Source organism: Dinghuibacter sp., from assembly GCF_035492835.1.
Lineage (GTDB): Bacteria > Bacteroidota > Bacteroidia > Chitinophagales > Chitinophagaceae > Dinghuibacter.
In genome coordinates, this window is record NZ_DATJIY010000073.1 from 1 (window position 1) to 22,203 (window position 22,203).

Here is a 22,203-nt window from a genome sequence, read left to right on the forward strand (position 1 = left end):
ACGCAAAACAGAGAAAAAAAGGCCTGACCGGCCCTCTGAATCAGCCCGCACCCCAAGGTGCCATGCGCACGGTTGGCGCGGCCGGGAAAATGGTATATTTGAAGTACTATGGCCAGACCAGTTACACCAGAGAAACCGGCGTTTTACCAGGGCTATATCGACCTGGTGCCGGAGAATGACATCTTTCTTGCGTTGGAGAATAATATGCTCGAGATAAAGGAGCTGATTCCCAATATTCATGCATCCAAGGCGTCTTTTGCGTACGCGCCGGGTAAGTGGACGGTGGCGCAGTCGCTGCAGCACGTGATGGATGCGGAAAGGATCTTTGCGTACAGGGCGCTGCGGATCGCGCGGGGGGACAAGACACCGCTGCCGGGTTGGGAGGAGAACGCCTATGCGGCCAATGCGATGGCCAGCCAGCGGACGATCGCGGACCTCGCGGAGGAGCTATACGCGGTGCGGCGGGCGACGACCCTGCTCTTCTGCAGCTTTACGGATGACTGTTGGGAACGCACGGGCAACGCCAACGGCAGAGACATTGACGTGCTGACGATCGCCTACCTCGTCGTAGGGCACATGCGGCACCACATCAATATCTTCCGTCAGCGGTACGAAATACAGCCTTAACGTTTTTATTCGTAATATTGCGGCTGTAACTACATTGAACAACTCCTAACTACTACTAGAACATTATGAAAACACTCCTATGGGTATCCTGCCTGTTTATGGCCGTTACCATTACAAGCTGTACAAAGAAAAATTATTACACGACTCCGAGTCAGACGATCGTCACGGCTGTTAAAAGCACCGACTGGACGGTTGACCAGGCCGGGACCTCCCTGGCCGTTAATCTAAACATGCCGGAGATCACGTCCAACGTCGCGCAAAACTACGATGTGTCGGTAGGTATTTCCTATGACGATCCTACTGCGGCAGACTTTAGTTTCGAGACCATCCCGGAAGTGTATGGCGGTTATTCATTCAGTTATTTGTACGGCGTAACCCAGGGGAACGGTTTTCTCACCTTATATGTCCAAACCCCTTCGGGCGGCGTGCCGGCAACCAATCCGGCGAATATCGAGGTGAAGATCGTGCTAACGCCTTCAGTTCAGTAAAATATTCTTTCACCAGGCTAAACGGCCGGCCCTGTCATAAGGCCGGCCGTTCTATTTGGATCTACTGATTCGACGGCGTCAACACTATCTTGATCCATACTTTACCGGGCGTGGCCGGGGGGAGCGTTGCCGAAGGCGATTGGGCATAGACATCGACGTGACCAGTCTGGTACGTGAAGCTATACGAATAATTGTTGTACACCTCCGGGATGGCGTCGAACTGGACGTCGGACGTGTTCTGGGCATCATAGTTGTACGAAATGAAGACGGAGACGTTGTCGTTGATGCTGACGGCGTCGGTGATCTCCGGCATTGAAATGTCAATGGCCCAGGAGTTGGGGTTTGTCGAGGGATACTGTACCCAGGAGGTGCTGTCCGCTTGGGCATAAATGGTCTGGCTTGGGGTGGTGTTGTAGTACCTTTTGGTACAACCAAGGGCGGATAAGCCTAAAATACCGCAGGTAGCCCAGAGAAGTCGTTTCATGGTCACGATTTTAGGTTAACAAAGTGTAGGCAATATTACGAAGATTAGACCGTATGGCCCCCGGCAGGTTTAAAAGGGAGAGGGCGCCGTGAGGCGCCCCCAAGTGTTTGCAAGCTTATAAGCCGGATTCTGTTCCACTGACGTGGCTGCCATCATTTATCTGGGAACGTCCTTGCGGGCGTCCTCTAGCTGCCTACCCCTGCACCCGGTCCGCGGCCTAACGGCAACGGACACTCGGGCGAGCCGCCCTTCGAGGCACATGTACGTGGCATTTCAGCATCCAAGGTTTACCCCGGCCCGGCATTGCTGCCGTACCGCGTGGGCTCTTACCCCACGTTTTCACCATCACCGTCGGCGCGCCATGAAGCGCGAACGCCGGCTGTCATTCTCTGTGGCACTGTCTGTCTCCTGCTCAAGGGAGCCCGGCTGTTCACCGGTGGATTGCCCTGCGCTGTCCGGACTTTCCTCCCCTGCCGCGGGGGCAGAGGCGATGGCACGGCTTGCGGGGCGAAGGTACGGAAAATTGCGCGGGTCGCGGAGGGGCTAATGCGGTGCGACCGATACACGATAGTCTCTCGGACTTCCCGGTATCCCGGTTCGAGCCGATGTACCGGATCGATGGGGCGCTCAACCGGGTCGCGCCCTCCGGCGTCGTCATCGGGGCCAACCAGCGGATCCGTCCCGAGGACGCTATCTACGCCTATTGCGTGGGCGGGGCGTATACTGTGGGGGAACAGGCGGCTTATCGTCGATAAACGCTATATTCATGCCATGAAAACCTCGAAATCTTTGTTGCTGTCAGCGGGACTGGTGCTGGCGGCGGCCGCACACGCCCAGCAGACCGTTCACTTCAAACTGAGCTACGACCCCAACACCGTATACAATATCGAACTGACACAGAAGACGAACATCCATTTCAACCTCGACAGCAGCAGCGACGAGGTCAAGGCCCAAATGGATACCGCCAAATTCGCGGCCATGGGCGCCAAGGGGATGGCCAACCATTTGCAGTCAACGCTTACCACGGGCCCACAGGACCCCGCCACCAGCCGATCGCCGATCCGGATGGAGGTCCAGCATATGGGGAGCGATGACTCGGCCCAGACGCTGCCTTTCCGGATGGTGCTGGGTCATGTCGAACCGAATAGCTGGCCCGTTTTTGATTCGATCGTTACGGATAATCCGGAGCCGGCCTTTTCCAAATTGATGGTGACGACGATGAACAATATGTTCTCGGAGATGCGTATACCAGAATTCGACATCACGCCCGGTCATTCCTATACGTATTCGTCCCCCCTTTCTTTCCCGGTAGGGCCGATGGCGATAAAAATGAAGCTCCAGACGACCTTTACGTTGGTCAACATCAGCGGCGGGGTTGCCCACTTCAATACCACCACTGTCATTGCGATGGATATGGACGGGGGAGACAACGCTATGATACCCATGACGGCGACCGGCAGCGGTAGCGGCACATCGGACTATGACATCCAGGGCCGGTTTATGCGGGCATCAAACCTGAAGTACACCATGGATATGGGTATTCACAAGGAGCCGCTGATCATGCACATCTTATTTACCATCAACCAGCAAATGAGCACCAGCAAGCAGCCGGCGAAGAAGGGCTAGGCGCGGGCCTGCTCAGACCACCGATGACGACACGGGCCAGCGTGCGCAAGCTTCCGGAGCCGATACCGGATATAAACCTACCAAATTTATAGACTGGTATTTGCCCGAATATTTGGCCGCCTGTGACCAGGGTCTTATATTCGTCCATTAAATCGCCGTTAACTTTGTCTTGCCCGTCCGGATATAATGTCATTGACGAAAAAAGTCTATTCAAGGGGCTCGCCCGGGACGACGCCGCGGCATTTTACCAGCTTTTCCACCATTATAACTCCAGGCTATACCCCTTCGTCAAAAAGATCACCCGCTCCGGGGTCGTCGCGGAAGACATCGTACAAGAGACCTTCCTTCGCTTATGGAAACATCGGAAAAAGGTGGCCGATATGGAACAACCCGCCGCGTGGCTGTTTCTGATCGCCTCGAACCTTTCGATGAGCCATTTGCGAAACCATGTAAATCAATCTATTAAACATAACGGCGCCTTCCGGTCCACGTCCCAACAGGTAGGACCAGAGCCCATCGCCGAGCTCGAAAAAGAAGAGTTCGCGCGCCTGGTGGAGAACGCGATCCAAAGGCTTCCGCCAAAGCGGCAGCAAATCTTCCGCATGAGCAGGCAGGACGGCCTGGCGCACAAAGAGATCGCGTCCCAGCTCGGTCTTAGCCCCCATACCGTCAAGGATCATCTCGTCATGGCATTGAAAAGCATAAAAGACTACTTGCGCCAGTTCCTCGACTCCGGTCTCGTGATCGTGGTCCTGTTGCTTCTCCGCGACCGATAGCCCGCCGCCAGAAAAAAATTTCTCCATCCACCCGTCCCTCCATATCGCCCGGGAGTCTATATAGTACGGCACAGGCCTTTGTTATATGGAACCATCCCCCGCAATACATCATCTACTGACCGGATACCTGGAAGACACGCTTACGGCGGAACAGGAACAGGAACTCTTTGCGTTGTTACAAAAATATCCGCAAGACGACTTCTGGGCACCCTACTTGCAGAAGATCGGACTCGAACAAGCGGAAGACGGCACCTATGACAAGGGGCGCTGGCAGTCTATGGCAGAAGGCATTCTCAGGCATGCCGGCGCCACTGGCCTGTCGCCCGCGACAATCCCGGTAACCCCCCGCCCGGGCCGGACCATACCGCGATATGGGTTGGCCGCCGCGGCAGCCGTCTTGCTGCTTGCCGGTCCTGCGATCTATATATCCAGGTTCGTCCATCCGCATGTCGCCCCGAAGGCTTCCTTCGTATCCAAGGCGGTATTGGACGACGCTCCGCCCGGAGGGAGCCGGGCAACCCTGACGCTGGCCGGCGGGCAGCAGATCGTCCTCGACAGCAGCCGGAACGGCGAGCTCGCGACACAAGGGAATAGCCGCATCCGCAAACTAAGGGAAGGCGAATTGACCTATACGGCGGAAACCGGCAATACTACAGACCCCGGCGGCCTTAACACACTGTCCACTCCTCGTGGCGGACAATATGCGCTAACCCTGTCGGACGGAACAAAAGTCTGGCTCAATGCAGCCTCGTCCATCACCTTTCCGGCGAGCTTTCGAGGCAAACAAAGGACGGTCAGCGTAACCGGCGAAGTCTACCTGGAGGTGGCAAAATCCAGGGACCGGCCTTTCGAGGTATCCCTGCCCGGCGGCCAGCTGGTCCAGGTGCTGGGCACCGCTTTCGACATCAATGCCTATGCCGACGAACCGGTTGTAAACACCACGCTGGTCGAAGGGTCGGTCCGTGTAGTACGGTCGCCTTCCGCCACCGGAGGCGTCATCCTCCGCCCCGGCCAGCAGGCGGTACTTCCGCAGACCGGTCCGGACTCGGATATGCACGTCCGGGAAGCGCACAGCATAGAACAGACACTTGCCTGGAAAAACGGATATTTCGCATTCGACAATACCAGTGTGGAGGATATACTTCGGCAGGTCTCCCGGTGGTATGACCTCGACGTCGTTTACCTGGGAGAAAAACCCGATAAGCACTATAAAGGCAAAATACCGCTCGACTTGAATGCGTCCACCATCCTCCGGATCATCGGCGCCAGCGGCGTCCATTTTACAATAAAAGGAAAAAAGATAGAAGTGAACTAAAAACATCAACCATCAAAAACGCAGGCGCCAAAAAAAACCGCTTCGAGGACTGGTCGAAGCGGCGGTAGTTCAGGTCGCCGAATACGGTCGTTGAGACCGGCTTCCCGGGATTACGGGGAAAAGTATCGATTAACCAAAACTAAAGACGAAAGTATGCCATTTCGCACACTTTGCACAAACGCATTTCGCCATCGGCGGACATTATCCAAAGCTCTGTTGGTTATGAAAGGGACTGCGATCCTTCTTTTAACGGCATCGATGCAGGTAAGCGCGGCAGGTTTTTCCCAAACCGTCAACCTGCACCTCAGGCAAGCGCCATTGGAAAAGGTATTTACGGAAATCGAACGCCAAACCGGGTTCAATTTCTATTACCAGGTGGAACTCCTGCGCCAGGCGCCCAAATTAACCATTTCCCTTCACGACGCCGGCATCGGACAAGCCCTGGACAGCTGCTTGTCCGGCCTTCCCCTGACGTATGAGATCATCGGCAAAATGATCGTCCTCAAGCCCCGGTCCCCAGGGAACCGGCGGCAGGAGCCTGCGCCATCCACCCCGGAACCGTCGCCGCCCCCGGTAACCGTCACCGGACACATTACCGATGAAAAAGGGGCCCCCATGAGCGGAGTTACCGTCCTCGTAAAGGGCACCCGGACCGGGACCGTCTCCGATGCCGATGGCAACTTTACGCTGCAAATTCCCGACCCCGGCAGCACCCTCGTCCTTTCGCACGTGGGCTATCTGGACAGCGAAGTCCCGCTTCGTGGAAGAACGACCCTCGCCATCGGGATGAAAGTCGCCAACACGTCCCTCAACCAGGTCGTCATCGTGGGTTACGGCACCGTTAAAAAAGGAGACCTCACCGGATCGGTGACGAAAATAGACGGCGGCGACGTGCAGTCGGCCCCCGTAGCCAGCGTGGACCAGGCCTTGCAGGGAAAAGCCGCGGGCGTACAGGTCACTTCGATCAGCGGTGCCCCGGGAGCGGGCACAACCATCCGCATCCGTGGTGGCAACTCCATCAATGCATCGAACGAGCCATTATATGTGGTCGACGGGTTTATTGGCGGGGGGGATCTCACCTCCATCAATGTCGCCGACATAGAATCCATCGAAATCCTGAAGGATGCCTCCGCAACCGCCATCTATGGAGCGAGGGGCGCGAACGGCGTTATCCTGATCACGACCAAGCACGGCCGTGCCGGAACGGCGGAAATAACGGCCAATGTCTATACCGGTTTCCAGGAGCTGCCGAAGGAAGTATCCTTGCTCACCGGACCCCAGCTCGCCCAATATGTAAACGAGAGGGCGGCCTTGTTCAACAGCGCGCCGGTTTATCCCGATGTTTCCAAAGTCACCAACACCGACTGGCAAAAGGTGATCACCAGGCATGCCGGGATGGTGAACGCCAACCTCGGCTTTTCCGGCGGTACCGAGAAAGTCACCTACTACCTGTCCGGGAACTACTTCAACCAAGACGGGATCATCCTGAATTCCGGGTTCCAGCGGTACCAGACCAGGCTGAACCTGCGCCTGAAGCTGGCCCCCTGGCTTACATTCGGAACGGACATGAATTTCAGCCGGTCGAAGTTCAACAACAACAAGACCAGCCTGTACGACATCCTCAAAACCGCACCCACCAGCCTCCCGGTCAAAGATTCCACGGGCAACTATACCATCTTAAGCCCCCTCAGCGGCCAGGTGTTCGAAAACCCCGTTGCCACGGCCCTCGAATCGATCAATAACAGCTATGCCACCGCGCTCCTGGGCGGCTGGTACCTCGAGGCATCCTTCCACAACGGCTTACGGTTCCGGTCCACTTTCGATATCGACGCGGACGATTCCACCAACGAGCAGTACGCCCCCGGCACCCTCCCCCTCAACCTGGCGGAAAATATCGGTGGATCGGCTCAATTGTCCGCCCTCCAGTCTTTCAATTGGCAAAACGAAAACACCGTCTCTTATACCAGGGATTTCGGGAAACACCATGTCGACCTGGTCGGTGGCTTTACCTATCAGCACGAAGTCGATAAATTCTTCCAGGCAAAGGGGGCCGGTTTCACCAACGATGACCTGACATTCAACAACCTCAGCACCGGAAATCCGCTACAGGCTTCCAATTCATCCAATTATTCCGCCTGGACGATCGCGTCGCTGCTCGGTCGGGCCAACTATTCCTTCGAGGACAAATACCTGCTGACCGTGTCCGCCCGCCAGGATGGCTCTTCCCGTCTCGCCGCCAACCACAAGTACGCCTTTTTTCCTTCCGCCGCGGTCGCCTGGAAGCTCGGTAACGAACAATTCATCAGGGACCTCCATTGGTTCTCCGACCTCAAGCTCCGCGCCAGCTACGGCAAGACCGGCAACCAGGCCATCGCCGTCTACTCGACCCTTCCGTCCCTGCAAGTGACGAACGTCTGGTTCAACGGCCAGCAGCAACTCGGCTATACGCTCGGCAATATTCCCAACAGCGACCTGAAATGGGAAACCACGAATCAGGCCGACATCGGGCTCGACGCAGGGTTCTTCAAAGGGCGGCTGACGTTGGATGCCGACGCCTATTACAAAAAAACCTACAACCTGCTGCTCAATGTTCCCATTGCCGGAACCACCGGTTATTCGTCGCGGTTGGCGAACGTAGGGTCTACCCGGAATGCCGGCGTCGAATTGCTGGTCTCAGGTACGGTCATACAACAGCGCGACTTCGCCTGGACACTCTCGTTCAATATCGCCGGCAACAGGAACAAAGTACTTGCCCTGGGCGCGGGCAAGCAATTTATCGATATCGCCGACGGTTACCGGCTGATCGTGGGCAAACCGGCCCCGGTTTTCTGGGGCGCGAAGGCGGAAGGCGTATTCCATACACAGGAGGAAGTCAATGCGCTGCCCGGCTACCAGGCCAGCCTCGTACCCGGCGACATCAAATTCAGGGATGTCAATGGGAACGGCAAGTACGACGGCGCCGCCGACGATACGATCATCGGCAACCCCGCGCCTAAATACTTCGGCGGCTTCAGCTCGCTGTTCCGCTACAAGCGGCTGACCTTGAATATCTACTTCGAGTACTCCCATGGCAACGACGTCATCAATTCACTGGGAACCCGCTGGTTTGCGGGTGATTACGCCTCCAATGTCGGCGCCATCGCCACCGGCCGCTGGGAACCGTCGAACACGACCTCGAACATTCCCCGGGCCGGGGCGGACGCACGCATCAACGTCAATTCCCAGGCCTACTCTTTCGCCGTCCAGAACGGATCGTTCCTGCGGCTGAAAACGTTGCAGCTGAGCTACAACCTGAGCCCGCGAAACCTCAAGTGGATGCACGATGCCAGCCTCTTCTTCACCGCGTCGAACCTGTGGATACACGACCATTATACCTGGGGCTACGACCCGGAGGTCAGCACCAACGGTACCAGCCCCGTCCTTGCCGGGGGCGACCAGGCCTCATATCCCCAAAACCGGTCTTTCTTGTTCGGTATCAACTTAAAATTCTAAAAGCGAACCCCATGCGCGTGTCATTCTCCACCCTGTTATATAGCGTGCTGATCGTTGCAGGATCGTCATTGCCCTCTTGCAGCAAACAACTCGTGGAACATCCCCAGAGCTTTCTCAGCCCCGCCCAGTTCTTCAATTCCAACTCCGAAGCCATCGAGGCAGTGAACGGCGCGTATTCCACCTGCTATTTCCTGTACGGCAGCGGAACGACCTATGACCTTGGTTACTGGTCGGACCAGGGGACGGGCATTTCGTTGCCCACCGCCGGCCGTCAGACGATGTTCGACTTCATGACTTATACACTGAGCACGGCGGACGAAGGAAGCCTGGACGCCATTTGGCAAACCCTGTATTCCGGCATCAGCAATTGCAATACCGTTATCAACGGCGTCACCGGCAACGACAAGATATCCGTAGATACCGCCAATCAGGTGCTCGGGCAGGCGCTTTTCCTACGGGCGCTTTACTATTACTGCCTTACCTGCTATTGGGGCGACGTACCCATGTGGCTTACACCACTCGACGTCTCTGTTGAAGGCGGAAACATTCCCCGTACATCGGTGGACTCCATCAGGACACAGATGGTCGGCGACCTCAAAACCGCCGCGGCCGACCTTCCTCCCGTCTGGACGGGCGCCAACCTCGGGCGCGCGTCCCGCTGGGCGGCCGACATGCTTCTATGCAAATATTACCTTTGGCAGAAGGACTGGCAGGATGCAGCATCTGTCGCCGACGCGATCATCGCCAACCAGGGCGGCGGCAACCACCTCCTCCCTGCCTATGGAGATGTTTGGGGCCAGGCCAATGAATACAACGCCGAGGATATATGGGAGATCGACTTCACCCAAAATACGCACCCCAACTCCTTCAGCGACCGGTATATGCCCCGCCAGCTGGACGAGCCCACGGTAACCGGCTATACCATGACCGGGTACGGACTGGAGACATCGACCCCGCACTTCCTTTCGACCTTCGAGTCCGGCGACCTTCGCGAGCCGTATTACGACTGGCATGGCGCCGGCGGCGTCACCACGAACTTCCACTATGTCTACAAGCAAATGGATTGGGGACAACCGCGAAGCAACAGCGGATTGAATTCCATCGTGTACCGGATGGCCGAAGCCTACCTGATCTTCGCCGAAGCCGAAAATGAACAGAACGGGCCTACCGCAGCCGCTTATTCCCACATAAACACCATCCGGGAACGCGCCGGGCTACCTGACCTTCAGGGGCTCTCCCAGGACGACTTCAGGCAGGCCGTCCGGAACGAGCGGCTTCACGAGCTGAGCTTCGAATTCCAGAACCGTTGGGACCTCAACCGTTGGGGCACCTTGGTGCAGGCCGTCCAGGCCGACTCCGTCAGCAACCCACAGGGCGCCGCCAATGTCCGGTCTTATCACATGCTTTGCCCCATACCCTCCCAGGAATTATTACTCAACACCGCGTTGACGCAAAACCCCGGTTATTGAGCAACAGGAATCCTTTTACCTATACTTACAAAGATGTTTCTTTTCCCTATCGCCTTCTCTTTGTCCGTCCTGGCCGCCGATACCGGAAAGGACGTCCGGCTGGGCACTGCCGCATGCAGCCTGCACGACAGCACGATCGTCATCAATACGGGGCGGATGGTACGGGTATATACAGTAACGGGTAACGGTTTAAAGACCACGCGATTGACCATAGGTGCAAAGCGTCCCGCGACCGACGGGAGCGAAGGGTCCATTTCCGGGGAAAACACCGCCGATTGGAACCTCGGGCTGACCGGGCAAGCGGAATGGCTTGGCACCACCATCAACACCGGGAACGACAGCGGTCTTACCTCTCCGTATATTGCCGTGGTCAGCGAATTCGATTACCCCCAGGCGGGTGTGCGGCTACGCCATACCGTCTGGGCGTATCCAGGGTCCGGCATCCGTACCCAGCTCGAGCTGAAAGCCAATTCCCATCCAATTGCGGATGCCGTTCTTTCAAGGGATGACCAACAGATCGAGTCCGTTCCGGTGCCCTACCCTATCCGGTCGATCACCGCCTTCGGCTATTATAACGATACACAGAACCGGGATGAGGACACTACCTTTATCTTGAAGGATGCGCGCTCTCCATTCACTCCCGGAACATCCGTCGATTGGGCAAGCGGTCTGGTTACCGACCGGGGGGGAGCCGGGTGGATAGTTGTAAAGGAGTCCCACAAATGTGTCAACCAGCCGGGGGTATGGTCGGGTAACTTCACCCTGGCGCCCGGTTCCATTTTGATCACGGGAGCCGGGATGGGGCCCCAGGACCTGTCCAGGGACGCATTCAGGCTTGCGTGGGCCACCTGGACTATCCCCTATACAGGCGACACGACCGATGCCCTGCTGGCATTGAAAGCGTTCGACCGCCAGCGGTACCCGGTGCATCCCGGCGACGTGTACATGATGGCCAATACCTGGGGCTACTCCAAAACGCCCGCCGATGGACAATATGCGGCCCGGGAGGAAAGCATTCTCCAGGAGATCGCTTCGCAGGCCGACCTGGGCATCGATGTCCAGCAGATCGACGACGGTTGGCAGGGTTCCCATTACAACCAATGGAAACCCGCGGTTTCCGCCGTCGCGGTGTTGTCCGGGAAAGGCCCCGGGCTGTTCCGGTACGATGTGTATCCCGACGGCTGGGACCGCGTAAAGAGCTTTGCGCAACAGCAGCACGTCGCGCTCGGTCTATGGGCGGCATGGACCATCCCGGAGGAAGACCTCCGGTGGAACTACGACCACGGCGGTTTTCACTATGTCAAGCTCGATTTTTCGAATTTGAACACCAAAACGAAGCTTGACGATTTTATGGCAAAGGTCAGGCGGTTCGTCCGGTACACCGGAAACACCGTTCGCATCAACTGGGACGCCACGGAAAATGCGCCCCGGATGGGCTACTTCTATGGAAGGGAATACGGGAACATTTACCTCGAGAACCGGAAACCCGCCATACCCGGCAATGTGGTCTACCATCCCTACCTCGTCCTCCGGGACGCGTGGCAGTTGTCCAAATACATGAACCTGCGTGATTTCCAGCTATCCGTAATGGATCCCGACACCGTAGCCCGGGATAAAAGCGATGCTTACGGGTACTCCCATGCCTACTGCACCGCCATTACGTTGATGGGTAGTCCCCTGTTCTTTGGCTTGACCCACTGTTACACCAACGAGGCCCGGGCGGAGGTAAAGCATCTGCTCGGGGTGTACAAGCGGCACCGCGACAGCCTGGCGGCCGGATATGTATTCCCGGTGGGCGAAATCCCCGATAACGCAAGTTGGACGGGCTTCCAGGATGTGCTTCCCGGAAAGGCCGAGGGCTATCTCCTCGTGTTCCGGGAACGGTTGAACAAGAAACCTTCTCTGGCCCTGGACCTGGCCTTTCTTCGGAATACGGACCTGGAGCTGACCGACCTTGAAAGCGGCCAGGTCAGCCGTATACACGTAAATGCCCGGGGCGCCGCCACCTTTTTCATCGAACGGCCGGCCTCATACCGCTTTTATCGCTATAGGCCCCTTACACATTTTACCATTCATAACCCCCGTACACCATGAAGGCGCCCAGTCTTTTTCCGTTATTCCTGTTGCTCGCCGGTCTTCCGCTGCCCACCGAGGCCCAGGGAAAGCGGCCGAATATCATTTTCATATTGGTCGACGACCAGGGATACGGAGATCTGGGCGCCTTCTATCAAAATCAGCGCGCCGGCTTGCACGACAGGAGCAAGCCGTGTGAATCCTCCCCTCACCTGGACCAGCTCGCAGCCGGGGGCGCCATGCTGACCCAACACTATTCCGCGGCGCCGGTGTGCGCACCTTCCCGCGCGTCCCTCCTGCTGGGCGTCAGCCAGGGTCACGCTAACGTCCGCGACAACCAATTCGACAAGGTCCTGGAAGACAATTACACCATGGCAGGCACCCTCCGGGCGCTGGGCTATAGCACCGCCGCCATCGGCAAATGGGGCCTGCAAGGCGTCGCCGACAAAGAGCCAGACTGGCCCGGCCATCCACTGAAACGGGGGTTCGATTATTTCTTCGGCTATATCCGCCACGCCGACGGCCACGAACACTACCCCAAAGAGGGATTGTACGACGGTCCCAAGCAGGTATGGGAGGACAGTGTCAACATCGCCGGAAAGCTCGATAAATGCTATACCGCCGATCTCTGGACCGCCGTCGCCAAGAAATATATCACAGCGCACGTTACCGGAAAAGACTCGGTCAAACCATTTTTCCTTTACCTGGCCTATGAAACACCGCACGCCGTACTCGAGCTGCCGACGCAGGCCTATCCCTCCGGCGGCGGTCTGCATGGCGGCATCCAGTGGACCGGTATACCCGGTCAAATGATCAATACCGCGTCCGGGAAGATAGATTCATGGACATACCCATCATACGACACCGCCACCTATGACGACGATCGGAACCCCGGCACGCCGGACATACCCTGGCCGGGCACGTACAAAAGATACGCGACCGCCAACCGCCGGATCGACGACGCGGTAGGCGATCTTGTGCACCTCCTCCGGGACCTGCGGATCGACTCCAATACGCTGGTCGTCTATACATCCGACAATGGCCCGTCCATCGAGTCTTATTTGCCCAAACAATATGCGCCCAACCTGCCGACCTTCTTCGGCAGCTATGGTCCTTTCGACGGGATAAAGCGGGATAACTGGGAGGGAGGTATCCGTATGCCCACCATAGCCTGGTGGCCTGGGCATATACCTGCTGGGAAAGTGGACGGCAGCCCCGGCATTTCATACGACTGGGCGCCCACCTTCCTGGCGGCCGCGGGCGTTCCCGCCCCTGCGCGTATGGATGGAGTTTCCATGTTACCGTCACTCACCGGCCACGGGCATCGACAACCGAGCGAAATCTATATCGAATACTACTTTCAAGGTAAAACTCCTGATTTCCGTGAATTCGGACCCGGTCACCGCAACCGCACGCGGAACCAAATGCAGACCATCCGCGTCGGGGACTACATCGGTGTCCGCTATAATATCGCCTCCGCCGGTGACGAATTCGAGGTGTACGACGTGATGACCGACCCGGGCGAAAGGGTCAATCTTGCTTCCACCCACCATGACCTCCAGCTTCAAATGCAAGCACGGGTCCTGCAACAACGCCGTCCGGATGCCGAGGCGCCGCGTCCATACGACAGCGCCCTCCTGCCGGCCATTAAAGTCGCCCGCCGCCTGACGTCCGGCATCCGGTGGAGCGCCTATCGCGTGGCGACACCCTGGATCCCGAAGATCGAGACCTTGAAACCGATCGCCAGCGGTACTGCCCTTGTCCCCGGGAGGGTCCCTCAAAAAACCTTTGAGATGCGTGCAAACCTTTATTATATGGACGCCTATATCCTCGTGCCGGCGGACGGGTCCTACCAGCTCTACGCTCCTACGAGCGTCAGGTGTCTTTTGCGCATCGATGAAGCCACGGTTATCGATCACGACTATGGCGACCGGGCCGGCGAGCCCGCTAATGTCCGTTTGCAGGCCGGTTATCACCACTTCCGTCTTTTATACAAGCCCGAAGATGCCTCCGCGAACAGCCCGGTGGTTCTCGAGTGGACCGGTCCGGGCTCACCCCGGGAGCCTATGGCAAAATCGATCTTCTTTAAAGAATAGCCCCGCTACTCCGTTATCTCGGCATGCTTGGTATCGACTTTCCGGTACGCCCGGAAGAAGATGATCGGGAAAATCATCAGCGAAAAGATCGTCGCGCAGATCAAGCCACCGATGACGACACGGGCAAGCGGGCGCGAGCTTTCGGAGCCGATACCGGTGGATATCGCCGCGGGTAGCAGGCCGATGGTGGCCATGAGGGCCGTCATCAGGACCGGGCGCGCGAGCGTGCCGATGCCGCGCTTGATCGAGGCGTACAAGGGGCTTTGCGCCCCTTTTGCTTTTTCAAGGTTGGCCTTGAACGCGGATATAAGCAAGACGCCTTCCAGGATACATATCCCGAACAGGGCGATGAAGCCGATGCCCGCGCTGATGCTGAAGTTAGTGCCGGTGATCAGGAGCGCCCATATGCCGCCCACGACGGCGAAGGGGACGTTCAGGAAGATTAGGCCGGCGTCCTTGAAGTTGCCAAACATCAGGTACAGCAACAGGAAGATCAGCGCCAGGCTGATGGGGACAACCTGGGCGAGCCGTTTGGAAGCGCGCTGCTGGTTCTCGAAGTCACCCTGCCAGACCATGCTGTAGCCTCTTTTGAGGTGGACGCGCTGGTCGACCTTGCCCTGGGCTTCGGCGATGGCGCTCCCCATGTCCCGGCCTCGGACCGAGAACTTGATAGCGGCATATCGCTGGTTGTCATCCCGGAAGATGAGGCAGGGCCCAGTCTTACGGGAGATGGTGGCGATTTCGCGGATGGGCACCTTCGAACCGCTCTGGGTCGGCACCATGAGGTTGCCGATGTCGGTTTGGGAGCTGCGGTATTCCTGCGGGAAGCGAATCCGGATGTCGAACTTCCGGATACCCTCGACCATTTCGGAGACCGCTTTACCACCGATGGCCATTTCGATGACGGCGTTGGCGTCCTGGGTAGATACGCCATAGAGCGCCATCTTTTGCTGATCGAGGTCGATGTCCAGCTCCGGCTGACCGATGTTCCGGATGACGCCCAGGTCTTCCAGGCCCGCGACGGTTTTCAGGACCGCGTTGACGCTGTCGGCTTTGGCTTCCATGTAGTCCAGCGAGTCGCCGAAGATCTTGACGCAGATCGACCCCTTTACGCCGGATACGGCTTCTTCGACGTTATCCATGATTGGTTGCGAAAAGTTCAGGTCCGCGCCCGGGAAAATGGAAAGGGCCTTGGTCATGGCGGTGATGAGCGAATCCTTGGATATCCTGGGGTTCCACTCTTCCATTGGATAGAGGGAGATGTCGAATTCGTTGTTGTAAAAACCGGTCACGTCGGTGCCGTCGTCCGGACGGCCGGTTTGGGAGATTACCTTACTCACCTGCGGGAAGGAGGCCACGACCTTGCGCATGCGCTGGGCAATCTCCACGGACGTATCCAGGGAGATGCTGTAGGGCAGCGTGGCGCGCATCCAGATGGCGCCTTCGTTCAGCTCCGGGAGGAACTCCGAGCCGAGGAGGGTATAAGAATAGAATCCGGCAACGACGGCGACGCCGGCGGCAATCAGCGAGAAGCGCTTGTTCCGCATGTGAAACCGGAATCCGCGCATGACCATGCTCTGCATGAAATGGGTGATCGGGTTGTGCCGCTCGCGTACGTTTTTGCGCAGCAGCACGCTGACCAGCACCGGCACCAGCGTGAGCGTAAAGATCAACGCCCCCATAAGGGCGAAGCCCAGCGTATAGGCCAGGGGCGAAAACATTTTGCCCTCCACCTTCTCAAACGAGAAGATCGGCAGCAAGGCGGTAATGATGATGATCTTGGAGAAAAAGATCATCTTGCCCAGCTCCGCGCCCTTGTTTTTGATCATGCCCAGCTTGGACAATTTGTTGAACTTCTCGAAGCCCATTTCCCGGGCCTTGTGGTCGAGGAGCACGAACAGCCCCTCCACCATGACCACGGCGCCGTCGATGATGATCCCGAAGTCGATCGCGCCCAGCGAGAGCAGGTTGGCCGACATCCCCATCAGGTGCAGACAGATAAAGGAAAACAGCAGCGACAGCGGTATGATGATCGACACGATCAGCGTGGTCCTCCAGTTGAACATGAACAACGACACGATGAGGGTCACCAGGAGGATGCCCTCGACGAGGTTGTGGAGCACGGTGTGGGTCGCGTAGTGGATCAGGTCTTCGCGGTTGTAGAACGGGATGATGCGGGTGTCGGCGGGGAGGACGCGGTCGTTGATGTGCTCGATCCGGGCCTTGAGCCGCTTGATGACGGCGTCGGGGTTCTCCCCTTTACGCATCAGGACGATCCCTTCCACCGCGTCCGTGTTGTCCAGGTATTGCTGGTGGTGGGCGCTGTCCGCCGGGTCGGTACGGCCCACCGCGCCCAGGCGCGGCAGGTTGGATATCTGGACATCGGCGACGTCCTTGACCGTAATGGGTATCCCGTTGATATTTTCGATGATGATATTCCGGATCTCGTTGATGTCGTTCAGCAATCCGATGCCTCGTACGACGTAGGCTTGCGCGTTTTCGTTGATGACGTCGCCGCCGATGTTGACGTTGCTCTTGCTGACGGCGTTGGAGACGTCCAGCGGGGTAATGCCGAGGGTTGCGAGCTTCTGGGGGTTTACCTGGATTTCATAAGTCTTTACCATGCCCCCGAAGCTGACGATGTCCGCCACGCCGGGCACGGCGCGTATTTCCCGGTCGATCGTCCAGTCCTGCAAGGTCTTGAGCTCACGGGGGTCCCGGATATTGCTTTGGAGCGTATACCGGAAAATTTCCCCCGTCGGGCCGGTGGGCGGTTGCACCTGGGGCTGGATATTGTCGGGGAAGGTGACGTTGGGGAGGAGGTTATTGACCTGTTGACGGGCGTAGCTGTCGGGCACGCCGTCGTCGAAGATGAGCTTCACCATCGAGAGACCGAAGATACTGGTGGAGCGGAGACTGGTCTTTTGCTGGACCGAGTTCATCGTGATTTCCAGGGGAATGGTCACGAATTTCTCGACCTCCTCGGCGCTCCGGCCGGGCCATTGGGTGATGATGGTGATCTCGGTATTGGTAACGTCCGGAAACGCCTCGATCGGCATCGCCTGGAAAGTGATGATCCCCCAGGTGACCAGGGCGGCGGTGGCGAAGAAGATGAAATACTTGTTTTTTAAGGAAAAGGCAAGAATTCGCTTTAGGACTTTGTTCATGTCGGACGTTCTCGGTTGATGCGCCGACAATTTACCAAAAGTTTATGGAACTGCTTTTGTAGAATCTAACGGGGGCTCCTATCTTGCACCCGAATGGCCGGCCCTCGGGCAGGTGTATATGTCAACCTGCGCATACGTCGCTATAGGAGACCGACCAACATGGTATATATCAAGACTATTATTCATATAATAGCTACGTGCCTGATCGTTTTTGGATGCCTGCAGGTCAGTGGCCAGGTCCGGGTAGTTTCCGGGCTCGTGCTGGACTCCGCCTCCAAAGCCCCCCTATCCAATGTCAGCGTCAAGGTGGTCAAGGGCGTAAAGGGTACGCTCACCGATTCCAGCGGGCAGTTCAGCCTGGTCGTCGACGCCGGCGCGCGGTCGCTGGCCTTTTCCTCCCTCGGTTATGCGGATCATGTGTATAAGCTGACGGGCTCGCCGGAACAGCACGTGACCATTTTGCTGGGTACCTCCTACAAGAGCATGGGAGAGATCGTGGTCAAGTTCAAAAAGAGCAAATACCGTAACAAGGGCAATCCCGCCGTGGAGCTCATCCGGGAGGTCATCGACCACAAGGACTCGAACCAGGTCAAGTCCTACCCCTACGCCAGCTACCGCGAATACGAGCGGATGCAGGTATCCATGGACAACATCCCCAAGTTCATACAGAATTCGAAACTGTTGAAGCAATTCCACTTTTTGTTCGAAAACGTGGACACGGTCAAGTATCCCGGCAAAAAGCTCATCCCGATTTATCTTTCGGAGACATTGTCCGATAATTATTTCCGGAAGTCCCCGGAAAAGAAAAAGACGATCATCGTCGGCCAGAAAAGCATCAACTTCGGCGAGTACATCGACATGAAGGGGATTAGCAACATCCTCACCCGGATGTACGAGCCGATCAATATCTACGACAACAACATTTCACTCTTTACCACCCAGTTCCTGAGCCCGGTGGCAGGGGCGGCGCCGACTTTTTACATGTATTTCATACAGGATACGGTAACCGAGGATGGCATACGCCTCGTGCGGTTGGCGTTCCTGCCGCGCAACCCGGACGACCTGTTGTTCAAGGGGACGCTGTACGTCACCCTGGACGGACACTATGCGGTCAAAAAGGCCACCCTGGAGGTTAGCAAGCACGTCAACCTCAACTTCGTCCGGGGTTTCCGGGCGACGTTGGGATTTTCCCGGGACAGCTCACAGCGGTATTTCCTGACTTCTTCGGACATGATCGCGGATTTCGGGCTTACATCCAACGGGATCGGCGCTTTTGGGGAAAGGGCGTTTTCCTACTCGAATTATAAGTCGGCGTCGTCGTTGCCCGACTCGGTGTTCAAGGGACCCGCTGTGGTGGTCCAGGCCCCGGGCGCGGCGATAAAACCGGGGACCGGCGCCATCGCGGGTACACGTGCGGAGCGGGAAGGTTCGGCCCGGGTGAGCGACCTGGGAGGGGGAACCTCCATACCTACCGGGGCGGCGATCCTGAGCGACAGCCAGTGGGCGGCTGCGCGCACCGTTCCCCTGACGGGAGCGGAAGCGCGCGCCTATGGCAACATCGACAGCCTGACTGGGATGAAGTCGTACAAAAGGATCATGGACTACGCCACGTTGCTCGTGGCGGGCTATAAGAAGGCGGGGCCCTTCGAGATCGGCCCCTTCGCGACGTTCTACACCTACAACCCGGTCGAAGGCTTCAAACCGCGTTTCGGGGGCCGGAGCACCACGCGTCTCAGTACCCGGTATTATTTCGAGTCCTATGTGGCGTACGGTACGAAGGACGATAAATGGAAATATTATTTCGGAGGCACCTATTCCATCAACAACAAGTCGATCTATAAATTCCCGCTCAACTATGTCACGGCGAGCTTCCAGCGGGACACCCGCACCCCGGGCCAGATGGACGGATTCAGTGAAGAAAGCAGCTACTCTTCCCTGAAGCGGGGAGACAACACCAAGTGGCTCTACAACGACATCTTCAAGGTCGACTACATGCACGAATTCGAAAATCACCTGTCATACGACCTGGGTTTCCGATATTGGCAGCAACACCCGGGCGGCTCGATCGCGTATGTGTACGAATTCAACCCGAACGAATACGATTCGGTCCAGACGGTGTCGACGTCCGAGCTCAACCTGACGTTGCGGTGGGCGCCCCACGAGGAATACTACCAGGGCAAGGTCGGCCGCGTACCCGTGGCCAACAAATACCCGATCTTTACGCTCCGGTACGCGCACGGCTTCAAGGGGCTGATGGACGGACAATACAACTACGACGCGCTCCACCTGAACATATACAAGCGTGTCTATATGTCGCCGATAGGCTATTCGGACGTGACCTTCGACGCGGGCTGGACCGGCGGCAAGCTGCCCTTCCCGCTGCTGACGATCCTGACGGCGAACCAGTCGTATGCCTATTACATCGACCAGTACAACCTCATGAACTTCCAGGAATTCGTCGCGGACCATTACGCGGGAATCGACATCGATCACTATTTCAACGGGTTTTTCTTTAACAAGATACCCCTCTTGAAATGGCTCAAGCTGCGGGAGGTGATCGCGGGCAAGATCGTGTACGGGGGCGTGCGGCCGGAGAACAACCCCGCGCTGACGCCCGACCAGATGAAGTACCCGACGACCAACGGGGTAACGTCGACGTATACCCTCAACAATGGCCCCTATATCGAGGTGAGCGCGGGGGTGACCAACATCTTCAAGCTGGTGCGCGTCGACATCGTCAAACGTCTGACCTACCTGGACCACCCGGGTATCGCGTCCTGGGGGATACGGGCGCGGGTGAAGTTCGATTTCTAGTATTTCAACAATTCGGCGCAAACCGGCTGCAATGTGGCCTGGGAATGTACTGGGATGCGCAACCTGCCGTCGCCATCGATCCGGCTGATGATAATTTCGTGTACGCGGCTCGCGGCGCTCATTTTATATTAGCATCCGCTAATTCCCCATCGCCTGTAGTAAAGCCGTGGCGTAGGCGGACAGCCGGTCGTGGTGGCCGGAGATCCTTACCGTCTGCATGCCCAGGAAGTCGCTGACCAGCACCTGGTTCAGGTCGCCGCCGCGGGCCATCCGGCGGAGGTCATCGGCGGTCATCGCGTATTCGTGCACGGGCAGCGGGCTGATATTTTCGGCGCTGGGTATCGTTCCGCCGGGCTGGGCGCCGGTGGAATGAACGACGACGGTATCCTTGTCCATGCAAAAGGCAATAAAATCGCGGGGGCCGATGGCGGCTCCCCTTCCCTGCAGGTAGAGGTTGACCTGGTCGCCGGCTACCCGGAAGTTGACCCGGCAGATACCCTGGTCGGCTATGACCAGCATAGGGTCCAGGTTGGCGACGTCGGTCATCAACCAACGGGTTTGGGTCGAAGGGTCGGTGAACGTGGTGATTTTTTGGGCGGTTGCCAGCTGCGGGGCTAGCAGGAGCGCGAGGTATAGCGGTTTCATACCGTCAAGTTAGTAAAAACCGCTAGCCGGCCGGCGCAGGTTTATACGAGCGGAGGGCGGCGAAGATATAAGGTAGGAGTGCTTCGAATGTGGTGACGCGGCGGGTGTGGACGAAGTTGTCATAGATCGCGTCGGAGACCGCGGTGACGTGGATGAAGCCGTTGCGGGTCTCGTTCCTGATAACTTTCCGGTAGGCGGCGTCGCTGCGGAACTGGCGGTGAAGAGCGGCCGAGACGGCGCGGGGCAACAGCTCGTTGAAATAGTGTTGCCAGGTATCGACGTTTTGCTGACCCAGCGCGGGACTGGTGGGCATGAGGTAGGCCAGGGAGTCGATGGCCGTTTTATACTGCTCCAGTATGGAGTCGGTGAAGGCGTGGGTGCCTTCGTGCCAGGCCCAGTCGTAGATGTCGGCGCCAAAGACCATCCGGCCTTTTTCATCGGTGTCGCCCTGATAGCCTACCTGGTAGATAAAGTATTGCTGGTAGGCGGGATTGACGCGTTTGGCGACGATGGTATGGGCGCCCCATCCGTTCATCGGGTCGGGACAGACCAGCCAATGGTGGTCGTGCCGGGTATTGATGAGGCTATCGAAGATGCGGAGGGGTCCGGCTATGCTGTCGCGCAGGCCCCGGGCCCATTGATCGTACATGGGCTTATGCGCCACGAAGAAGTCGTGGAAGTGGGTGTCTTTGTAGAATTGCATACAGAGCCGGAGGTAACGGTCGAGGGTATCCCGGCCGATGTATTTGACCCAAAAGCTGCTGTCCGGGATATGGTGCGCCCGGATGTCGGGGAAGTTGTCAAAGGCAAGCCCGCACTCGACGAGGTCGTAGTATACCTGGAATCTGAAGTTGAAGACCATGAGGACCGCCGGGTCGTTCCGATGGCCGACGAAATAGCGTTTTACGTCCTCCTTATAGGGGGACAGCTGGGTGGGGAGCTGGCCACCCAGGAACTGGATGACGCTCATGAGCTCGGTGCCTTCGTTGACCTGGATGGTGAGGTTTTGCTGGGCGCTGGCGCCGGTCGATAAGAACAGGAACAGGACGAGGTATTTCACAGGCTGAAGAAACGGCGCGATGGCCCGTTCGGGCGCGGTTAATTGACAAAACCCGGTTTTTCGGGTATGTA

Annotated in this window: 15 protein-coding genes and 1 other RNA gene; 11 read left to right on the forward strand and 5 right to left on the reverse strand. The window is 57.6% G+C overall.

Features of this window, described 5'->3' with window-relative positions; translation table 11 throughout:
- Positions 1-204 precede the first annotated feature (204 nt).
- Positions 205-627, forward strand: a complete 423-nt coding sequence (locus VL547_RS07290; protein ID WP_414648334.1) for a DinB family protein — start codon at positions 205-207, stop codon at positions 625-627.
- Positions 628-692: 65 nt separating this feature from the next.
- Positions 693-1,115 (forward strand): hypothetical protein, encoded by a 423-nt coding sequence (locus VL547_RS07295; protein WP_325576788.1) that lies wholly within the window; start codon positions 693-695, stop codon positions 1,113-1,115.
- Between the two features lie 61 nt (positions 1,116-1,176).
- Here the strand turns inward: VL547_RS07295 and VL547_RS07300 are convergent, their stop codons facing one another.
- Both VL547_RS07300 and rnpB read right to left on the reverse strand, forming a co-directional pair.
- Complete coding sequence (locus VL547_RS07300) at positions 1,177-1,599, reverse strand: hypothetical protein (RefSeq protein WP_325576790.1); 423 nt, start codon at positions 1,597-1,599, stop codon at positions 1,177-1,179.
- Positions 1,600-1,701: 102 nt separating this feature from the next.
- An RNA gene (rnpB, locus tag VL547_RS07305) (RNase P RNA component class A) lies at positions 1,702-2,106 on the reverse strand.
- Between the two features lie 44 nt (positions 2,107-2,150).
- On the opposite strand from rnpB, the gene VL547_RS07310 reads away from it, so the two are divergent.
- The 8 genes from VL547_RS07310 (at position 2,151) to VL547_RS07345 (ending at position 14,446) form a co-directional block, all read left to right on the forward strand.
- Complete coding sequence (locus tag VL547_RS07310; protein WP_325576792.1) at positions 2,151-2,354, forward strand: hypothetical protein; 204 nt, start codon at positions 2,151-2,153, stop codon at positions 2,352-2,354.
- 16 nt (positions 2,355-2,370) lie between these two features.
- On the forward strand, positions 2,371-3,225 hold the full coding sequence (locus VL547_RS07315; RefSeq protein ID WP_325576794.1) for a hypothetical protein: 855 nt from the start codon (positions 2,371-2,373) through the stop codon (positions 3,223-3,225).
- Between the two features lie 164 nt (positions 3,226-3,389).
- Entirely contained in the window at positions 3,390-4,001 is a 612-nt protein-coding gene (locus VL547_RS07320; protein WP_325576796.1) for an RNA polymerase sigma-70 factor, read from the forward strand.
- 85 nt (positions 4,002-4,086) lie between these two features.
- Positions 4,087-5,316: a FecR family protein gene (locus VL547_RS07325; protein WP_325576798.1), complete on the forward strand. Its 1,230-nt coding sequence runs from the start codon at positions 4,087-4,089 to the stop codon at positions 5,314-5,316.
- Between the two features lie 222 nt (positions 5,317-5,538).
- Positions 5,539-8,808, forward strand: a complete 3,270-nt coding sequence (locus VL547_RS07330; RefSeq protein ID WP_325576800.1) for a TonB-dependent receptor — start codon at positions 5,539-5,541, stop codon at positions 8,806-8,808.
- A gap of 11 nt (positions 8,809-8,819) precedes the next feature.
- Complete coding sequence (locus tag VL547_RS07335) at positions 8,820-10,277, forward strand: RagB/SusD family nutrient uptake outer membrane protein (protein ID WP_325576802.1); 1,458 nt, start codon at positions 8,820-8,822, stop codon at positions 10,275-10,277.
- A 33-nt stretch (positions 10,278-10,310) separates the two neighbouring features.
- Entirely contained in the window at positions 10,311-12,371 is a 2,061-nt protein-coding gene (locus VL547_RS07340; RefSeq protein ID WP_325576804.1) for a hypothetical protein, read from the forward strand.
- Complete coding sequence (locus tag VL547_RS07345) at positions 12,368-14,446, forward strand: sulfatase-like hydrolase/transferase (RefSeq protein ID WP_325576806.1); 2,079 nt, start codon at positions 12,368-12,370, stop codon at positions 14,444-14,446. The genes VL547_RS07340 and VL547_RS07345 overlap by 4 nt, the downstream gene beginning before the upstream one ends.
- A 5-nt stretch (positions 14,447-14,451) precedes the next feature.
- On the opposite strand, the gene VL547_RS07350 is transcribed toward VL547_RS07345, so the two are convergent.
- The gene (locus VL547_RS07350) at positions 14,452-17,613 is read right to left on the reverse strand and encodes a CusA/CzcA family heavy metal efflux RND transporter (protein WP_325576808.1); all 3,162 of its coding nucleotides are present in this window, start codon (positions 17,611-17,613) and stop codon (positions 14,452-14,454) included.
- A 93-nt stretch (positions 17,614-17,706) separates the two neighbouring features.
- Here VL547_RS07350 and VL547_RS07355 point away from each other — a divergent pair, with 93 nt between their 5' ends.
- A complete protein-coding gene (locus VL547_RS07355) occupies positions 17,707-20,427 on the forward strand; it encodes a DUF5686 family protein (protein ID WP_325576810.1) in 2,721 nt (906 codons plus the stop codon).
- Positions 20,428-20,565: 138 nt separating this feature from the next.
- Here VL547_RS07355 and VL547_RS07360 read toward each other — a convergent pair whose 3' ends face one another.
- Entirely contained in the window at positions 20,566-21,072 is a 507-nt protein-coding gene (locus VL547_RS07360; protein WP_325576812.1) for a hypothetical protein, read from the reverse strand.
- A gap of 22 nt (positions 21,073-21,094) precedes the next feature.
- Entirely contained in the window at positions 21,095-22,132 is a 1,038-nt protein-coding gene (locus VL547_RS07365; RefSeq protein ID WP_325576814.1) for a DUF4932 domain-containing protein, read from the reverse strand.
- Positions 22,133-22,203: the final 71 nt, after the last annotated feature.

Bases quoted from the DNA above. Each gene is read 5' to 3' on its own strand.
- VL547_RS07350 (WP_325576808.1), bottom strand. From the start codon at position 17,613: ATGAACAAAGTCCTAAAGCGAATTCTTGCCTTTTCCTTAAAAAACAAG.
- VL547_RS07360 (WP_325576812.1), bottom strand. From the start codon at position 21,072: ATGAAACCGCTATACCTCGCGCTCCTGCTAGCCCCGCAGCTGGCAACC.
- VL547_RS07330 (WP_325576800.1), top strand. From the start codon at position 5,539: ATGAAAGGGACTGCGATCCTTCTTTTAACGGCATCGATGCAGGTAAGC.
- VL547_RS07300 (WP_325576790.1), bottom strand. From the start codon at position 1,599: ATGAAACGACTTCTCTGGGCTACCTGCGGTATTTTAGGCTTATCCGCC.
- VL547_RS07335 (WP_325576802.1), top strand. From the start codon at position 8,820: ATGCGCGTGTCATTCTCCACCCTGTTATATAGCGTGCTGATCGTTGCA.
- VL547_RS07340 (WP_325576804.1), top strand. From the start codon at position 10,311: ATGTTTCTTTTCCCTATCGCCTTCTCTTTGTCCGTCCTGGCCGCCGAT.
- VL547_RS07345 (WP_325576806.1), top strand. From the start codon at position 12,368: ATGAAGGCGCCCAGTCTTTTTCCGTTATTCCTGTTGCTCGCCGGTCTT.
- VL547_RS07315 (WP_325576794.1), top strand. From the start codon at position 2,371: ATGAAAACCTCGAAATCTTTGTTGCTGTCAGCGGGACTGGTGCTGGCG.
- VL547_RS07355 (WP_325576810.1), top strand. From the start codon at position 17,707: ATGGCCGGCCCTCGGGCAGGTGTATATGTCAACCTGCGCATACGTCGC.
- VL547_RS07325 (WP_325576798.1), top strand. From the start codon at position 4,087: ATGGAACCATCCCCCGCAATACATCATCTACTGACCGGATACCTGGAA.
- VL547_RS07290 (WP_414648334.1), top strand. From the start codon at position 205: ATGCTCGAGATAAAGGAGCTGATTCCCAATATTCATGCATCCAAGGCG.
- VL547_RS07295 (WP_325576788.1), top strand. From the start codon at position 693: ATGAAAACACTCCTATGGGTATCCTGCCTGTTTATGGCCGTTACCATT.